The sequence below is a fragment of the Bacillus sp. MT94 genome (genome assembly GCF_058792475.1).
The window spans coordinates 472,211-490,087 of sequence record NZ_JBXAEZ010000003.1 but is presented as its reverse complement, the minus strand read 5'-3'; the positions used below and the strand labels follow the sequence as shown (position 1 = coordinate 490,087).

Genomic DNA, 17,877 nt, shown 5'->3' with positions numbered 1-17,877 from the left:
TAATGGTTCACCTGTGAAAGTATTACAATACATGTTTTTTACTTTTGGGAATAATAAGTCCTTTCATTTTTTTGTAATACATAAAAATAGATGTCAAACGGGATATGTTGTATCCAATCTGGACAACTCATATTAGAAATACACTTATTAGACACTCTAAGTAATAAATTTGTTCCACTTTAAGATGAGGAAGAATTTGGGGTTTGTAAAATAACAATGGAACTACGTGTTTTTTCGTCATACAAAAACCTCTACATATAAGTAGAGGTTTTTAAATTGCATATTAACGAATTATGCTTTTTCAGATAAACGAAGATAATAGAATACATAATTTTAACTAGATTTATTGTTAACTAATTTATCCCCACCAAGCTCCGCCTCAATCTGCGAAGTTTTCGATGACTCATCCATACGCCAATACGTAATAAAGCTTATCGCGATACAGCCAGCTACGTAGAAGTAGAAGAGTGATTCCATTCCGATGCTCTTTAGCCATAATGCGATGAACTCAGCTGTTCCGCCGAATATCGCAACTGTTAGTGCATATGGTAAACCTACGCCAAGTGCGCGAATTTCAGTTGGGAAGAGTTCTGCTTTTACAATTGCGTTAATGGAAGTGTAACCAGTAACGATAATGAGACCGACCATCATGAGTAAAAATGCTACGATTGGTTCTGTCGTTTTTTCCATGAAGAAGAAGATTGGCGCTGTTAGTAATGTTCCGAGAATACCGAATGCCATTAATAGTGGGCGGCGTCCAATTTTATCGGATAGTAGCCCTGCAATCGGTTGAAGTACGACAAATATAAGTAGTGCGACAAAGTTAATCCAGCTTACAACTTCTTTTGGAAGGCCGACTGTGTTTACCATGAACTTTTGTAAATATGTTGTGTACGTATAAAATGCAACGGTACCTCCTAAAGTTAGGCCGACTACTGTTAATACTGCTTTCGGATGTTTCATAAGAGCGCGAACGGTTCCTGCGCTTTCGCGTTTTTGTGATTTTATGTTTGAGAATTGCTCCGACTCATCCATCGTGCGGCGAAGCCATAATACAGCTACTGCGCCCATCGCTCCAATAATGAATGGAATACGCCATCCCCAAGCTTTCATATCTGGTTCGCTTAGTAATTGCTGAAGAACAATTTGAACGCCTAACGCAACCATCTGTCCGGCAACGAGCGTTACATATTGGAAACTTGAATAAAAGCCGCGGCGTCCACTACTAGCCATTTCAGATAAATACGTTGCGGAAGTTCCGTACTCTCCGCCCAGTGATAATCCTTGTAGTAAACGGGCAAGAACTAAAATAATTGGCGCCATAATACCGATACTTTCGTAACTCGGTGTACAGGCAATAATTAAAGAACCACCGGCCATAACCGTAATGGAAAGCGTTAATGCTGCCCGGCGCCCGTGCCGATCTGCATAGCGTCCCATTAATAAACTTCCGATAGGGCGCATTAAAAATCCAACTGCGAAAATAGCCGCTGTGTTCAGTAACTGACTCGTTGGATCGCCTTTAGGAAAGAACTCTGCTGAAAAATAAACGGCGAAAGCAGAGTAAACGTACCAGTCGTACCATTCAATTAAATTACCGACAGAACCTTTGAAAATATTGCCGGCGACTCGGTTAGATTTTGCTTGAGCCATAATCATTCCTCCTCTTGCTTATAAATAAAATAATAATTATGAAAGCGTGTTCATTATAGTTGAATTGTACTGTCTGCAGAATAAAATCTCAATATTATGACAATTTTATTCTTTTTGTACTTTATGTACACGGAGAGTTTTAATAGTTGCTTCATTATTCGTTTTGTCATAATAATAGAAAAAAGGAGATTGATAGTTTTGAATATTTTATCAAAGGATATGAAGTATGAAGAAATCACGCAAAGTGTCATTACAAACGAAAATAGTAAGCTTAATTATCGCGTTAATTTTATTTGTCGTTCTCCTATTAGCGGGAATATTTGTGTACATTCAGTCCGTTGATACGAAGCGCCAAGTGGAGCAACTAGCACTGCAAACAGCGAAGTCGCTTTCTTTTATGCCAGCTATAAAAGATGCTTTTCAAAATAACGAGCATAAAAATACGATTCAATCCATTGCGGAACAAGTTCGGGAGCAAGCTGGTGCAGATTATGTCATTATAGAAGACCGTTTTGGGGTTATGTATTCACATTCTAATTCGGGGTTGATTGGAACAAAGAGTAACAACCCGTATAACTATGAGGCACTCACTTTTGGAGGGTACTATACGCTTGAAGGAAATGGTGTAAGTGGTCCAGCCTTAATGGCAAAGGCACCTATTATTGTTCATAACGGAGACTATGATCAAGTAGTAGGCGTTGTAACAGTAGAGTTTTCAATACAAGGTATTGAATCTAACATATTGAGTAGAACGAAAGAAATTATACTCTTTTCCTTAGCGGTATTATTAGCCGGCATTGTTGGTGGAATCCTTTTAGCGCGTAGCATCAGAAAAGATACACTCGGTTTAGAGCCGAATGAAATCGCAGCGTTATACCGGGAACGAAGCGCGATACTACTATCTATAAAAGAAGGAATTATAGCTATTGATCAAAACGGTTTTATTACGATGATGAACACGTCGGCAGAAGAAATGCTTCATGTAAATGATGATTATATGCAGCAGCACATTTCAAAAGTTTTACCGAATTTTAATATGGAAAGAGTGCTAGAAACCGATCAAGAAATCGCGTTTCAAGATAAAGTGTTTATTTTAAACATGACACCGATACTCGAAAATAATAGTACGGTAGGCGTTGTATGTAGTTTTAGAGATAAAACAGAACTGCAAAACTTAGTGAATACGATATCTGAGGTAAGAAAATATTCCGAGGACTTACGTGCTCAAACACATGAATTTACAAATAAACTTTTCGTCTTATCAGGATTACTTCAGTTAGGACATTACAAAGAAGCAATTGAATTTATCCAACAAGAATCTAACATTCATCAAAGCCAAAATCATATTTTGTTCCATCAAATTCACGATGCGAAAGTACAAGCTATTTTATTAGGAAAACTCGGAACAGCGTCTGAGAAGAAAATTGAGTTTCATATTGAAGGAGATAGTGCGCTTCATCCGTTACCAGACCATATAAAGGTGTCGCATCTTATTACGATCCTTGGAAACATAATTGATAATGCATTTGATGCGGTGAGTGAACGAGAGGAGAAGAGAGTTTCTTTCTTCGTTACGGATATTGGGCACGATATTGTGTTTGAAGTGATAGATAGCGGGATAGGAATACCGGCAGAAAAAATAACGACCATTTTTCAAAAAGGATTTTCAACGAAAGGAACTGATCGTGGTTACGGACTAGCAAACGTGAAAGAAATGGTAGATCTACTAGAGGGAACAATTGAAATTCAAAACGAGAAAAATGGGGGAGCTATTTTTATAATTTACCTTCCGAAAACATTGAAAGAAAGTACATGACAAACAGGGGGATGGACATATGTTGAAGGTGGCAATTGCAGAAGATGATTTCCGCGTCGCGCAAATTCAGGAAGAGTTTTTATTAAAAATAAAGGACGTAAAAGTGATTGGAAAAGCATTGAACGCGAAAGAAACGATGGAACTACTACAAAAGGAAGAAATCGATTTGCTTCTATTAGATAATTACTTACCAGATGGAATTGGAACTGACTTATTACCACAAATTCATGCTGACTTTCCAAGCGTTGACGTCATTATGGTAACAGCGGCGAATGAAAACTATATGCTAGAAAAAGCAATTCGAAATGGCGTAAGCAATTACCTTATAAAACCGGTCACGTTAGAAAAATTCGTTCGCACCATTGAAGACTATAAAAGAAAGAAGCAATTATTACATAGTAACAATGAAGTAAATCAAGCACTCATCGATAACTTCTTTGGGACTTCGCAAACACAAGACATAAAAAACTTACCGACAGGTGTGGATCCGTTAACACTGCAAAAAGTGAAAGGGATTATAAAAGGATTTGAAGAGGGCATTACAATAGAAGAAATGGGAGAACAAATGGGGGCCTCCAGAACAACCGCAAGAAGATATTTAGAATACTTAGTAGCGACAAACGAATGCACAGTAGAATACACATACGGCATTATCGGACGACCAGAACGAAAGTACCGAATAGGAAGAGGGCTATGAAAAAACGATTATTACTATGTATATGGATCATGATAGGAATAATAGCTGGTTGTGCCTCGGAAAAATCCCATACGAATAAAGTAAACATCGACAAAGTAGAAATCGTTGCGCCAAACGTTCAAGGAGCAGGGTGGGACTTAACAGCGCGAGCGATGCAAAAAACGCTAACAGAAGAAAAAATCTTCACGAAACCAATCACTGTCACAAACAAAGTAGGTGGCAGCGGTGACGTCGGATGGAAATATACGAAACAAAAAGGTGGTCACGTACTGGCGATTAACTCAAGCTTACTCATAACGAACAACCTACTAGGCCACAGTAAACTAACATATAAAGACTTCACGCCGCTCGCGCTACTAGCATCAGATTGGGAAGTTGTTGTCGTATCAAAAGACTCAAACATAGAAAACGCAAAACAACTCATGGAACAACTAAAACAAAACAAGAAAAACTTCAAAATCGGCGTTGCCCCAGGCCTAGGAAACGACGATCACCTATCCTTCGTACAAGTAAGCAAAGCCTTCGGCATAAACCCAGCCGAACTACAATTCTTCGTCTACGACAACAAAGAAAAAATCATAAACGCCCTAACGAACAAACAAATAGGCGCCGCAACCATGACCCTATCCGAAGCCGAAAAACAATACAAAGCCGGCAAAATAAAAATACTAGCCGTATCCGCACCAAAACGGATAGACCGACTACCACAAATCCCAACATGGAAAGAACAAGGGATCGACGTCATCTTCCAGCACTGGAAAGGAATTATGGGACCAAAAGATATGACGGAGGAAGAGGTTGCTTATTGGGATGGTGTGATTAAGAGGATGGTTGAGAGTGATAGTTGGAAGGGGATTTTGAGGGAGCGGGGTTGGGAGAGTTTTTATAAGGATAGTGGGGAGACGAGGGGATTTTTGGAGGAGAGTAGTTTAGGGTATGGTGAGTTGATAGGAGGAATTGGCTTGAGATGATGAGAGAGAGTACTTCTACAATAAATTATGTAAAAACACCTTCTCACTGTATGTACTAATCATGTGAAGTGAGAAGGTGTTTTTTATGGTTATAGAAACTAAAGATAAATTATTCGTTAACGCTATTGGCAACAACAGAAGCAATATAAGAACTATTCAACCAATAACACTGCTTTGTAATTTGCTGTCCATCAGGTAAAGTTACTTTATCAGCACCGTTGCGGGCTTTTGGTCGAATATGTGCAACGCCGTTGAAATTCATTTTTGGTAGGTTATTTACTTCAACGGTTTTATCACCACGTGTTTTATATTCAAGTTGAATACCTTCATTTACCACCGTATTTACTTCTTCCCAAAGTTTACGTATCTCTTTTTCTATTGTAGGAACAGGCATGTTCCAAAGTTTAATACCTTTAAAGTAGAGCTCGCGGTTTGGGTTTTCTTTTTTTGTTTGTTTAAATTTAAAAATTACAAATAAGAATTTGGTTTGGTAGAAGCGTTCTCGAATTTCGCTCTCTTCCCATGCTTCATTTGTCCATTGATGGAAATCAATAGTTTCAAATGACATGCTTTGTTCTGGTTTTCCGTTTGGCTCTAGGCGGACTGTTTTAAATTCTATATTTGCTTTAGCGAATTCTTCAATATTAGTAAGACGTGTGTTTTTAATACCTAGTAAAGAGCTTACCAGTGATGGAATGAAATTTTTTGCAGTAGGTTTAGAATCTATTTCTAGTGAGTGGGCAATCTCTTTATCTGTTAATCCTATATAAGGTTCGAATTTTGAATGAAGGAATTCCTCTAATGATTTTCCTTTTAAGTCGTTTGCTGTTGTGAAGCTTATTAACTCTTCATTTTTGATATATCTACGAACTAATGTAGTCATATAAGATGGTTTTAATGAAAACGCTCGTTGCATTGCTTGTATTTCGGAAAATGGTTGTGGACGAATTGAATTTTTATTTGCTCCCTTTGTACAGGCTCCCAAATAATTTGTATCGCCTTCAGATAACTCATGTGCTTTTCCAGAACGAATCTTAGATACGATTGTTTCCCAATCTTGCTTTATTATTTCTAAGTCAGCTTCAGGATATGAAAATAGAACACTCTTTGCGATATGGAAGTCTTGACGATTTAAATCTGCTTTCCATTCGTAAAACATAAGTAATAATTTTTTGTTCTTTTCCCAGAAGCTAGACTCTTCAAAAGATGTATTAACTTCCTCCATGTAGTTAATGATATTTAAAACTAAGCGTTCTTTAGCGGATAAAGAACCATTTTTATTTTGCTTAAAAGGTGTTACTTTTAGTTTAACTCCAAGGTTTGTAAAGTTAATATCCGCATCTGAGGCGCTTTCATACCCAAAAAATCCTTCTTTGATTAACTGACCAAGTTCACCTTTAGAATTTGCTGTTGTAAGTTTATTTGTTGAATCAATTTTATTAAATTTTTGTCCTTCAGCTTTTTTTGCTTTTAACATTAGTTCATCTAGTGTAACGTATGTAACCATAGTAATCCCCTTTCGTATTCTATATTAATTAGTTTGCTTAGAAACTGTTAAATGAAAAGTTGTGATATAATAAAAAGCTGTTTTAATTTTATAGAGATAAAAATTATGTAAAGGAAAATCAGAGGATTTCTTACTAAATAAGATATGGAAATCCGAAATCTATATTATGGAATAGAAGTGTTTACTCTCATAATGGAGGGATTGATCTTTTCCTTACTTTTTATTATAATGAAGCATAAAGAAATAAAACACCGAAGGGATGTTCGTGTATTTATGGTGAAAGTAGTAGAACTTTTTGCGGGAGTGGGGGGTTTTAGGTTAGGACTTGAAGCGAACGAGAATTTTGATATTATTTGGGGAAATCAGTGGGAGCCTTTAACTAAAGCGCAACATGCATTTGATTGTTATATCACTCAATTTGAAAATAAAGGAATACATGAAAATAAAGATATAGCAGAGGTTTGGCCAGAAATACCTGAGCATGATTTATTGGTAGGTGGCTTTCCATGTCAAGATTATTCAGTAGCACGCACAATATCAAATGAAAAAGGAATACAAGGGAAAAAAGGTGTTCTTTTTTGGGAGATAATGAACATAGTTAATTCTCGCAAGCCAAGATTTGTTTTGTTAGAGAATGTAGATAGATTATTGAAATCACCAGCAAAACAAAGAGGTCGTGATTTTTCTATTATGCTGGCGAGCTTTAGAGATGCAGGGTACTCGGTGGAATGGCGAGTTATTAACGCTGCGGATTATGGGAATTCACAAAGAAGACGAAGAGTATTTATTTTCGCGTACTTAAAAGAATCTCATTTTGCATCAGTTCAAAGTGAAATGAAGTCGTTAGAGATATTATGTGAAAATGGATTTTTCGCTCCGATTTTTAATGTGCATGAAGCGCCTAAAGAAAACAAAAAAAGAGGGCAATTTGAGTTGCCAGTCGATATTATTGAGGTTTCTGATACATTTAAAGCTGAATACTATAATTCTGGCGTGATGATAGATGGACAAGTATATACCGAAGAATTAGTTCCGGTAACGGAAAATCCAGAGACTTTAGGTGAGGTTGTTCAGAAAGTATATGATAAATTTGGTCCTGCAGATGAATCATATTACTTGAAAATGGATAAGGTTAACAAAAAGGGAAGAACGGAATTTGAGGAACTTAAGTACCTTAAAGGGCCTAAAAAGGAAGAAAGGGTATCAAAGGCGACAGGTCATAAATATTTCTATGCCGAGGGAGGAATGGCTTTCCCTGATGATTTAAATAAACCTGGACGTACAATGTTAACAAGTGAAGGGACTTGTAATAGAAGTTCTCATGTAATTGAAGATCCTTACACAAAAAAACTAAGATACTTAACACCAGTTGAATGTGAGTTATTAAATGGATTTCCGATGGATTGGACGAATACAGGTATGCCAAAAAGAAACAGGTACTTTTGCATGGGAAATGCTTTAGTGGTTGATTTGGTGGAGCGAATGGGTCAAAGGATTTTAGAGATTAACAAAGAAGAAGAGAAGATGGATAGTGTTGTACAGTTAAGTTTATTTTAGAAAGTAAATGTAGCATGTTTTTGTGAAAAACTTAAAAGTATATAGTGTTGGATAACCTGGGTTCTATAGTTAAAGACTCAGGTTATTTTTTATGTAATCTTTTAAAAGTAAGAATGGAGTAGTGGGAACTGTTTAATTTTATTATGAATAAAAAAACCACTAATTTCCTTTTTTCTTAATACCAACAATTCTTCTATAGATATTGTATAATATGGAATATATTCGAAACGTATTTTTAGATTAAGAGGTGTTACATCATTGGAGAAATATACATTTGATTTTCTACAAGAGGTATTCCCCGAGTTAGTGGAGATGGGGAGAGATATTGAAAATATTTTTTATCAAGATCCCCAATCGGTTTTAATTAAGGGAAGAATATTTGCAGAGCTATTATCAAAACGCATTGCGGAAGAACATGAACTGCACGACGTACAATACTTAAAGCAAGTAGAGCGTATTCAAAAATTAGAAAGAGAAGATATCTTATCAAAGGAAATTTCACGTGCATTTGATACTGTTCGCTATTTAGGAAATAAAGCGGCACATGAACATATTGAAAGTGGGGTAGAGAGTGCTTTCAAAATGCATAAAAATCTATTCCAAATTGCAGTATGGTTTATGGAGGTATACGGGAGTTATGAGTTTGTTGCCCCGAAATACAAACATCCACAGCCGAAGAGTAGTGTACATATTGTGGAGAAATTAGAAGAAAAGATATCTGCTAGTTTAGAAGAAAAGTTAAAAATGCTAATTGAGATTGCAAATAAACAAAATAAATCAAATCAAACTGAGGAATTAACAGAAATAAATAACGCTGAGATTGCGGTAGGGTTAGAAATTGAAGATAAACAGTCTGTGGATAACGAAGAAGAAGCAGATAACAATTTTGTGTATGATGATTTTATTTTAGGAGAAGGAGAGAGCTATTTACTAGCAGAACTCTCGAAGCTGAAAGAATCATCTCAAGAGGCTATCGAAAATCCTAATGAATTTAGTTCGTTTAAGGATTATTTACATGTTGAAAGAACGATACAGAACGATATGATGTCTGCTCTAACAGCAGCAGCTGGGCAAAATACAAGTCAATTAATTTTCTTGTGTGGTAGCGTTGGAGATGGGAAATCACATTTATTATCGTATGTGAAAAATAAATATCCTGAATTGATGGAAGAGTTTTCGGTGCATAATGATGCTACGGAAAGTTTTGATCCACAAAAGAGTTCCCTTGATACATTAGCGGAAGTATTAAAGCCATATAGTGATAGTGAGATTGATGGTTCTAGATTCAAGCTAATTTTAGCTATTAACCTAGGAGTTCTGCATAACTTTATTGAATCAGATTATGCAAAAGAGAACTACCGAATTTTAACAAAATTTATTGAGGAATCTGGAATATTTGAGGCAAATGAAGTTGCTACTAATCAACAAAGCGGTAATTTTCACTTAATTAGCTTTAGTGATTATCAACCTTTTGAATTAACTAGTGAAGGGCCAAAATCAGATTACTTTTCATCAATTTTAAAGCGAATTGTGGTTGAGTCAGAAAACAATCCATTCTATCAAGCTTATTTGAAGGATAAGCAACGTGGTATAAATGGATTCTTTATGGTGAATTATGAGTTATTGCAACAACAACAAATACGAGATGGTGTTTTAAGTATATTAATTGAAGCAATAGTTAAGCATAAGATGATTATTTCGACACGTTCCATGCTTAATTTTATTTATGATATTTTAGTACCTTCTCATGGGAATGAAGATTTTCTTGGGGCAGGTATGATGGAAAAAACCGAAGCCTTATTACCGAATTTATTATTTGATGGTCAAGAAAAATCAAATTTACTAGCAGTTATTTCTAAAATGGATCCTATTCATCTACGATCAAATAGTGTAGACCAAATGCTAATTGAGCTAAACAATTCAGTAAATATGAAGAATACTTTCCAAAAGCATTTGAATTTACATGGACTTGATGGATGGATAGAAGGGCTAGAAGAAATGGGTTCTTTCTTTGAGCTAAGTGATTCATCTAGACAGGTATTCAATAAAACATTAATACGTATGTCATTATTTTTATCTCCGGTTTTAAATGAAATATTTGGGGATGAAAATTATAAAAAATATATGGAATATTTATATGCCTTTAATAAAGGAAATCGATCTGATTTAAAAGATATGTATAATTTAGCGAGAAAATCAATTTTCTTATGGAACGGAAGTCCGAAGTCAGATTATGTATTTATGGATTACTCAAATGATACTACTCAGGTTGCACAGTCTCTTAAAATTAAGCCGTTTGTAGGACATTTGAAAGGGGTAGAACCAGAGGTTTTAAATCGATTTAAATTAAATATATTACTTGCTTTTTCCAATGAGGATAAAGTAGCGCCTGTATATTTAGAAATTGATTATCCATTATATGAAATGATGGTCAAACTTTCAAAAGGTTATCGTCCGAATAAAAAGGATAAAGAAGATTGCATTCAGTTCGTTGAATTTGTGGATAAGATAATGAAATTAGGAAATAGAGAAAAAGAATTATTGTTTGTTCAATCTAATGAAAATGGAATGTTTAGACTAACATACGACGAAGATTTTGAAGAATTTACGTTTAGAAGGGATTAGAAAATGATTGTAAGAGAGAATTTAGAGGATTTGAAAAACTCGCTGAGTATTAAACCAGAAAAGTTAGGATTAAAACATACAATAAATAAAAAAGCTCCTCTGTTACCTTTCTCTACCCGAGGAACAGAGCGGGCAAAATTCGCAAAAGGGTTTCAGGGAGTATTAGGAGAGTTTACGCGTCTAGTCAGCGGAAATAAGTTAAAAATGGAAGTTAATCTAGAAGAACTTATTGGAGAGATTAGTAAATCTGTCGATGTATCAAAGCAAGATAAGTCGCAATTTGAACAAATACTACGTACCTTTCTGCAGGATAGTGACAATACAATTAAAATTTTTCATTTGCATTTGTTTCAATATTTACCATTAAGTGATAAGGCTGATAAAAAAGGAGAACAAGATATTGCTAGATTCCTTTTAGACGTCTTATTAGGTGAAAAAGAAACAGTAGAAGAGATTTTTGGAAAAAGCGATTCAACAGATTTAATGTCACGTCTTGTGTTAAAACAATTAAATCATTTGGAGAGCGACGAAAAAGAACGCCGTCCGTATATTAATCAAATTCCATTTATCTCAAAGCTATTCAAAGAAGATTTTCAATTTTTAGCGGAACATAAAGATTATTTTAGAACGCATTATCATTTGTTTCTTAGTTATTATTACTTTATATATATTACTCAATTGACTTTAAAGCTTTCACAAGTTGGGAAAGCGAACTTTAGTGAGAACAATGAAGTTTATTTTACACTTGACTGGGAGTCTACGAGTAAGAATAGAAAAGGTTATACTCATGGTTATCAAATGATTAAAGATACAGGTAGACATTTACTACTACATATTAATTGCTTAGAACATTTAAATTTCCTAATGGGAGTAGAAAAAGCAGGTGGCTATCCTGAATTAAAGGAAACATATCAGCAATTATCAGATGAGGATAAAAAAGTATTTTTAGAGATGCTTTGTGATTGGGTTATGGAATATAGAGGACATTTAGGTCTTGGGGCTTATGAAGGAAATTTAGAATTAGAATATGATACGCTTGTACAATCCTTATTCCGTAGTATAGAAGAAGCCTATGAAAAAGATACGATGCAAGGACCTCGACATAGATATTCTTTATCAATAGAAGAGGTTGGAAAAAAATATTTCTTAAAAACTCGAGGTTCACTTGGTTATATGCTTAATATTAGTCAAGATATGTTGTTGCTACTAACAGCATTGAGTTTAAAAAAGGAAAGAAAACCTTTGAAGCAAGTATTCATAGATTTAGAGGCTAGAGGCCTATTCTTTGATCGGTACTCAAAAGAAGAAATTGTACAGTTATTTGATAAGCTGAATTTAATAGACAAAAAAAGTGATAGCGGTGATGCACAGTATGTTAAACCAATTTTATAATTATCTTTCAGATAAACTAATAAATTATTTAGAAGCGGAAAATCTTAGAGGTGGAGAGCGATTTTACCTTCAATTTGATAATCATGAACAAGTGCAAGCATTTTATGACACATTAAAAGAACAAGATTTATCGCAGGCGTTTTATTACCAGCATAAGCAAGGAACTCCATACGAAACGATTGCTATTAAGGTTTCAGAGGAAATGAAAGTAGTTGTTGCGACTACATCGGCAAATGTTACTCCGGACTTTTTAGTAACACTTCGTAATGAAGTCGGTGAACAAAAGGATGTTTGGGAGAAAACAGCTTTACTTAGTATATGTCATGAGACACTGGACAGTATTAAGGGTGGTAGCAGTGATTTACAAAAAGAGGGCATGCCATTTAATGTGAAATCAATTTTAAAAACATTAAAAGAAGAGATTGAAACTTCTTCTCTAAATAAAGAGGAGAAGGAAGTACTTTCATTTTATTTACGTAAAAAATTAGATGATACAATTGTGCGACCATCTCTTTGGGATTATGAAGAAATTCTTGGATTTTTATCAAAACAAGAGATTGCGAGAGAAGATTATTCTAATCTAGGGATTTTTTATGATGAAAATTTAAATCAATTTACTTCAGCTCAAATGAAAAAAAGGCTAGAAGAAAATGCTTCATTTTTTGAGAAAGTACAACATATGCACGAGTATGAGCATTTAGAGAGTCAATTAGAAAAATTATTCGATGAAAAAGGTGTGTCTCGTCTAAAGAAGGAAGATTGGCAGCAAGCGGATTATGTTCTTATTAAAGATTCTTACGACAAAATGACTGAAATAGATCGCCCTTTAGAATATATTGAATCAGCAAAGAAATATTCAAAAGAAGGTTTATTATATTGGGAAAAGGCACAAGCTGAGACAAAGGCTGGGAGACGTAAACGTCATATTATTGTTTTTAATCCTACACAGATAGAAAATATCAACCTAAACTTTGAATTTGAAGAAAAGTTAAAGAGGGAATACATTCATAAAAATTCACAGGGTTTTTGTGGAGTATCTGGGAAAAAGCTAACTGTTAGTTTAGCGCATAAGCAAAATGTGACTTCATTCCATAAAGCTGTATATACGCATAAAATGCAATCTAAGTCGAAATATGAATTTCATATTGCTGTTGTAGAATGTGAAGCCGCGTTTTTACAATCACTTCAAACAATTTATGAAGTTAATGTGAATAAGAAAAATGTAGTTATGAATAAAGCTGAAGAATGTATTGTTTTTGGAGATATTTCTAATGACCCAGAAGAAGTATTTATTGAGGAAGATGCGCAGATTATAAATTGGCAAGGTGGAAGTTTTGAAGTCTCTGAATCTTCCCCTGCATGGAATGATGATAGTTTATCGTTTTCTGTTCAAATTGAAACATCTTTAATTCCTATTCTTATTAGAGAGCAAGTTGCAAAGACTGTTCCAGTATCAGGAGAAAGGATATGGAAATTAAAAAGAGAACATCAAGAAAGCTTTGAATATAACCTTGATACAAATAAATTAAAACAAGGTGCAAGGGAATTTTCAGCACGAGAAGGATTCCGAAATTATTTACAAGATGAGAGAGTATGGATTGAAAATGAAATCGCTTTTGCAGTTAGAGGAGTATCAGGCCTAAATAAGGTTGAATTATCAATGAACCCATCATTGAGAGAGGCGTACCAACAATTATTAAATTACTATAAATTTAATAATACGCTTCCTAGTCTTTGTTTTGCGGATGATCAATTAAGAGAGCTATCTATAAGATACTTGAAAGCTTTTAACGAAAGCGTTGCTCATATACAAGAAAATGTAATGTTAAAAGAAGAAGAAAAGAATCTGTTTAAATTGGGAGTTATTGAAGAGGAACAAAGAGTCATACTGACACCGTTGCATCCTCTTAATGTTGCCTATCAGTTAAGTATTAATGATGAAATTAAAAACGAAATAGTTGAAATGCATATTTTAAATCGTTTGCATCCTAACAATCTATTGCCATATATATATGGACAGAATGATGAATTGTATAGGCCAGTTTCTCAAAATGAAGCGCCTGAATGGACTGTTTATGAACCGCTTCATAAGGTTGCGATTGGAGAATCTAATGCGTTTTTAGCTAATGTAGTTGAAGAAAAGCTTCAACAATTTGTGGAACATTTCCAATACTTATTTTTACAAGAATCTAAGTCTCCGATACGAATCAATGTGATTAATATAAATAATGATAAAGAAGTTGTAAGAGGTTTAGTACAGTTTATTAAGAAGCAGATAGATAAAAAAGGGCCGTCCAAAATTATACCAGTAGAGGTTGCTTTATATCATGAGGGTAATATACTAAGTGCTTTTGAAAAATTTTCTATATATGATGATGTTCAAAAATTCGAGGAGTTCTTTGAATTATCGTTAACATCAAAGAATCTTGATGCTGTAGACGTATTAAGGCTGATTCGAGAAAATGTTTTCTATTATAAACTTATTGGTACGAAAGAATATGGTTACGCTCATATTTCATTCTATAAAATGATTTCAAATGAGAAGCATGCGAAAAGTACAATGGAAGATATTGAAACAGGATTATCTTTAAATGGAATGTTATCATCCCTATCATCTATTAGTACAGAAGTAGATTATCGTACAGGATTTGGATTAAAAAATGTATTGAATAATGAAGATTTATTAATTCGAACTGCTATAGGAATGAATGAATTAGGAAGTAATTTAAATAATGATGGTACAAACCCTTACCGTAAGAATGAAACAATTGTTACGAGAACATCTACTTATGATGAACAAGTTCTAGAACATTTATATGAATCTTCTTATTGGGTAACATTTATTGAACCTAATGTAGGTTTAGATTTCTTCCAAGATTCATCACGTAATTTATTGGTCATTCACTATAGTGATCAATATTCTTCATCAAGCCAGTATGATGCAATTACAGTGACGGATAAAGCGAGACAATACCGAGCGGTTATTGAACAGTATTTAGCAGAAAAAGAAATTGTATCGACACCTGAAAAAATTAATACAGCTATTAGAGCTTTCAATAGTCTAAATGGTGAGTGGTTGCTAAGAATTATAGGAAGTAAGGGACAATTCTCAAGAGAAAAGTTAAGTATTATTTCAGCTGTGAAGTATATATTAAGTGCTTTAGATCATGAGAATATTTTATGGGTTCCTATCTCATTAGAAGAAATATTGCGTGTTGCTGGAGCGGTAAAATTAACGAAAAGTGAAGGGGTATTCTCTGCAAAAAATCTAGGCGGAAAAGGTGCACATAGTGACGATTTACTGTTAATCGGAGTAGAAATGCAAGATGATAAATTATCAGTGCATTACTATCCAGTGGAAGTGAAAATCGGCTTAAATCAAGACAGTGCTATTGCAAAAGCAAAAGAGCAAATTAATGCTACTAAGCAACTATTTGATACGCAACTTTCTAAAACAAGTGAAGATGGTTTACATGTATTTAAACATAAGTTTTTCCGAAACTTCTTTGTGCAGTTACTGCTAGCGAATGCAGAGAAATTTATTGCAAATAACATTTGGCCAGAAAAATCTTATGAGAAAATTGAAGAACTAAAGAAAAGATTATTAAATGATGAGTATGAAATGAGCGGACATTTGGATGATAAAATCGGAAAAGGAGCAATTTTATCATTCAAAAAGGAACAAGCATGGAGATCTGTTAAAATTGAAGAAGATATTTTATTAGTGGAATTAACCGAAGAGGATGGATATGAAGGAGTAGTCGAAGAAATTGAGGCACTCAAAATGAAAATCCATTCTGGTGGAACTGATATTAATCCAGATAGATTATTGAATAAGAATCATGACCCCAATCAAGAGTTAAAAGGTTCTAGCAATAAAGTAGTTTCAACTGTACCTCCTTCTCAAGAAGTAGTAGAAGAAAAAGAAACAAAAGAATTAAAGGACATCCGCGTTTTGTTAGGGACAGTAGAGGGATCGACTCAAGAAATATATTGGGAATTCGGAAACCCAGAGTTAGCAAATAGACATATTTTAATCTCGGGTAAATCAGGGCAAGGTAAGAGTTATTTCATTCAATGTCTGCTTCTTGAACTGGCGCAAAATGGAATTTCTAGTATGATATTTGACTATACAGATGGATTTAAGAATTCTAAGTTAGAACCGGAATTTAAAGAGAAACTGCAAGATAATGTTGAACAATTCCTAGTAGCAAAAGACAAATTCCCAATAAATCCATTTAGAAGAAATCAAAAAGAATTGGATGAAGGAATTTATATCGATGAAGATAATACAGATGTTGCTGAAAGAATTAAAAGTGTATTTTCTGCTGTATATAAAGATTTAGGTATCCAGCAACAAAACGCTATATATGAAGCGGTAATGCGTGGTTTAGATAAATATGGCGAGGATATGAATTTAAATTACTTATTAGCAGAGTTGGAAGAAGATACTTCAGGACCGGCTAAAACAGCAAGGTCACAAATTAAGCCATTTATTGATAAGAATCCATTTAATCATAATGCTGTATATAATTGGGGAGATATACTGAACCAAAAAGGTAAAGTGTTTATTGTACAATTAACAGGCTTTAATAGAGATGTACAGCTTATGATTACAGAGTTTATCTTGTGGGATATTTGGAACTACCAATTGCATCACGGAGATAAAAATAAACCATTCCCAGTTATATTAGATGAAGCGCAAAATCTGGATCATAGAGAAAAATCACCGAGTGCCAAAATTTTAACTGAAGGAAGAAAATTTGGTTGGTCAGGTTGGTATGCAACACAATCATTAAAAGGGCAATTTACAACAGATGAAATTTCACGACTACAGAATTCAAGTCAAAAAGTGTATTTCATGCCACCAGAAAATGAGATTAGTGCCATTGCATCAAACCTTGCTCAAGATTCAGCTATGCGAAAAGAATGGGAAAAGCGACTTGCAACATTGAAGAAAGGCCAATGTATCACTTCGGGACCAATGTTACAGAAGGATGGTACGTTGAAGTCGGGGAGTCCTGTGATTATTAATATTAGTGCGTTGCAGGATAGATTGAAGTAATAATTTAATAGTGATATGTAAGTTTTAGAAAACCACCTTGAACGGTATATTTGTTTGAGGTGGTTTTTGTATTGTTAATCATGTTGAAAGCTAGAAATAATAGGAGGTCCTCCTTGCCAAGGCTTTTAAAATTTTTAAGTGACTTTCATAGAGAGTAAGGTGAGGGGAATTCGTGACTAGATAAATTCTTAGTATTTAAAGAGTCTGTATACGGTTGATCTTTTAATTTAGCGGAGATACAATAGGTGAATCATAAAAATGAAAGGGGGAAGAGGGGGGGATTTTATGATTCTTTTGAATAGTATCTCAATCTTATTTCTCTTCTATTGGTGTGTTGTGAATCAACATATTGTTGTTAAATGGAACGCTATTTTTAAGAAATTTAATGAAAATGTAGTGTTTGGGATATTTATTACATGTATGTTATTTTGGTTGGAGTATTTATTTCAAATGTTTTTTGATAGATAATCAGTTTTTTATCAGGTAAATAGACACAATGGAGTATGTAAGATATTTCATTGTGTCTATCTTTTCAGAACTAATTATAGTTTCTTTCTTGCACCTCCCCCAACGTCACCCCCTAACCTAAAGAAG

General features: G+C 34.3%; 9 protein-coding genes. 7 read left to right on the top strand and 2 right to left on the bottom strand.

What is annotated here, in order from left to right:
- Positions 1–333: 333 nt before the first annotated feature.
- On the bottom strand, positions 334–1,653 hold the full coding sequence (locus AC1Q51_RS14225) for an MFS transporter (protein WP_098361260.1): 1,320 nt from the start codon (positions 1,651–1,653) through the stop codon (positions 334–336).
- 226 nt (positions 1,654–1,879) lie between these two features.
- Between AC1Q51_RS14225 and AC1Q51_RS14220 the strand changes: the two genes are divergently transcribed.
- Genes AC1Q51_RS14220 through AC1Q51_RS14210 form a run of 3 tightly spaced genes read left to right on the top strand, consistent with a single transcriptional unit; the run spans position 1,880 to position 5,137 of the window.
- Positions 1,880–3,469 (top strand): ATP-binding protein, encoded by a 1,590-nt coding sequence (locus tag AC1Q51_RS14220; RefSeq protein ID WP_098843174.1) that lies wholly within the window; start codon positions 1,880–1,882, stop codon positions 3,467–3,469.
- 19 nt (positions 3,470–3,488) lie between these two features.
- A complete protein-coding gene (locus AC1Q51_RS14215; protein ID WP_000921518.1) occupies positions 3,489–4,166 on the top strand; it encodes a response regulator in 678 nt (225 codons plus the stop codon).
- Entirely contained in the window at positions 4,163–5,137 is a 975-nt protein-coding gene (locus AC1Q51_RS14210; protein ID WP_492331563.1) for a tripartite tricarboxylate transporter substrate binding protein, read from the top strand. The genes AC1Q51_RS14215 and AC1Q51_RS14210 overlap by 4 nt, the downstream gene beginning before the upstream one ends.
- A gap of 109 nt (positions 5,138–5,246) precedes the next feature.
- Here AC1Q51_RS14210 and AC1Q51_RS14205 read toward each other — a convergent pair whose 3' ends face one another.
- Positions 5,247–6,644, bottom strand: coding sequence for a Sau3AI family type II restriction endonuclease (locus AC1Q51_RS14205; protein WP_109737132.1), 1,398 nt, complete (start codon positions 6,642–6,644; stop codon positions 5,247–5,249).
- A gap of 273 nt (positions 6,645–6,917) precedes the next feature.
- Here AC1Q51_RS14205 and dcm point away from each other — a divergent pair, with 273 nt between their 5' ends.
- The 4 genes from dcm (at position 6,918) to dptH (ending at position 17,283) form a co-directional block, all read left to right on the top strand.
- Positions 6,918–8,201 carry a DNA (cytosine-5-)-methyltransferase gene (gene dcm / locus AC1Q51_RS14200; RefSeq protein ID WP_097984156.1) on the top strand — a complete coding sequence of 428 codons (1,284 nt, stop codon included), beginning with the start codon at positions 6,918–6,920 and terminating at the stop codon, positions 8,199–8,201.
- A 258-nt stretch (positions 8,202–8,459) separates the two neighbouring features.
- The gene (gene dptF, locus AC1Q51_RS14195) at positions 8,460–10,826 is read left to right on the top strand and encodes a DNA phosphorothioation-dependent restriction protein DptF (RefSeq protein WP_109737133.1); all 2,367 of its coding nucleotides are present in this window, start codon (positions 8,460–8,462) and stop codon (positions 10,824–10,826) included.
- Between the two features lie 3 nt (positions 10,827–10,829).
- On the top strand, positions 10,830–12,218 hold the full coding sequence (dptG, locus tag AC1Q51_RS14190; RefSeq protein WP_097984550.1) for a DNA phosphorothioation-dependent restriction protein DptG: 1,389 nt from the start codon (positions 10,830–10,832) through the stop codon (positions 12,216–12,218).
- On the top strand, positions 12,199–17,283 hold the full coding sequence (gene dptH / locus AC1Q51_RS14185; RefSeq protein ID WP_097984552.1) for a DNA phosphorothioation-dependent restriction protein DptH: 5,085 nt from the start codon (positions 12,199–12,201) through the stop codon (positions 17,281–17,283). The genes dptG and dptH overlap by 20 nt, the downstream gene beginning before the upstream one ends.
- Positions 17,284–17,877 lie beyond the last annotated feature (594 nt).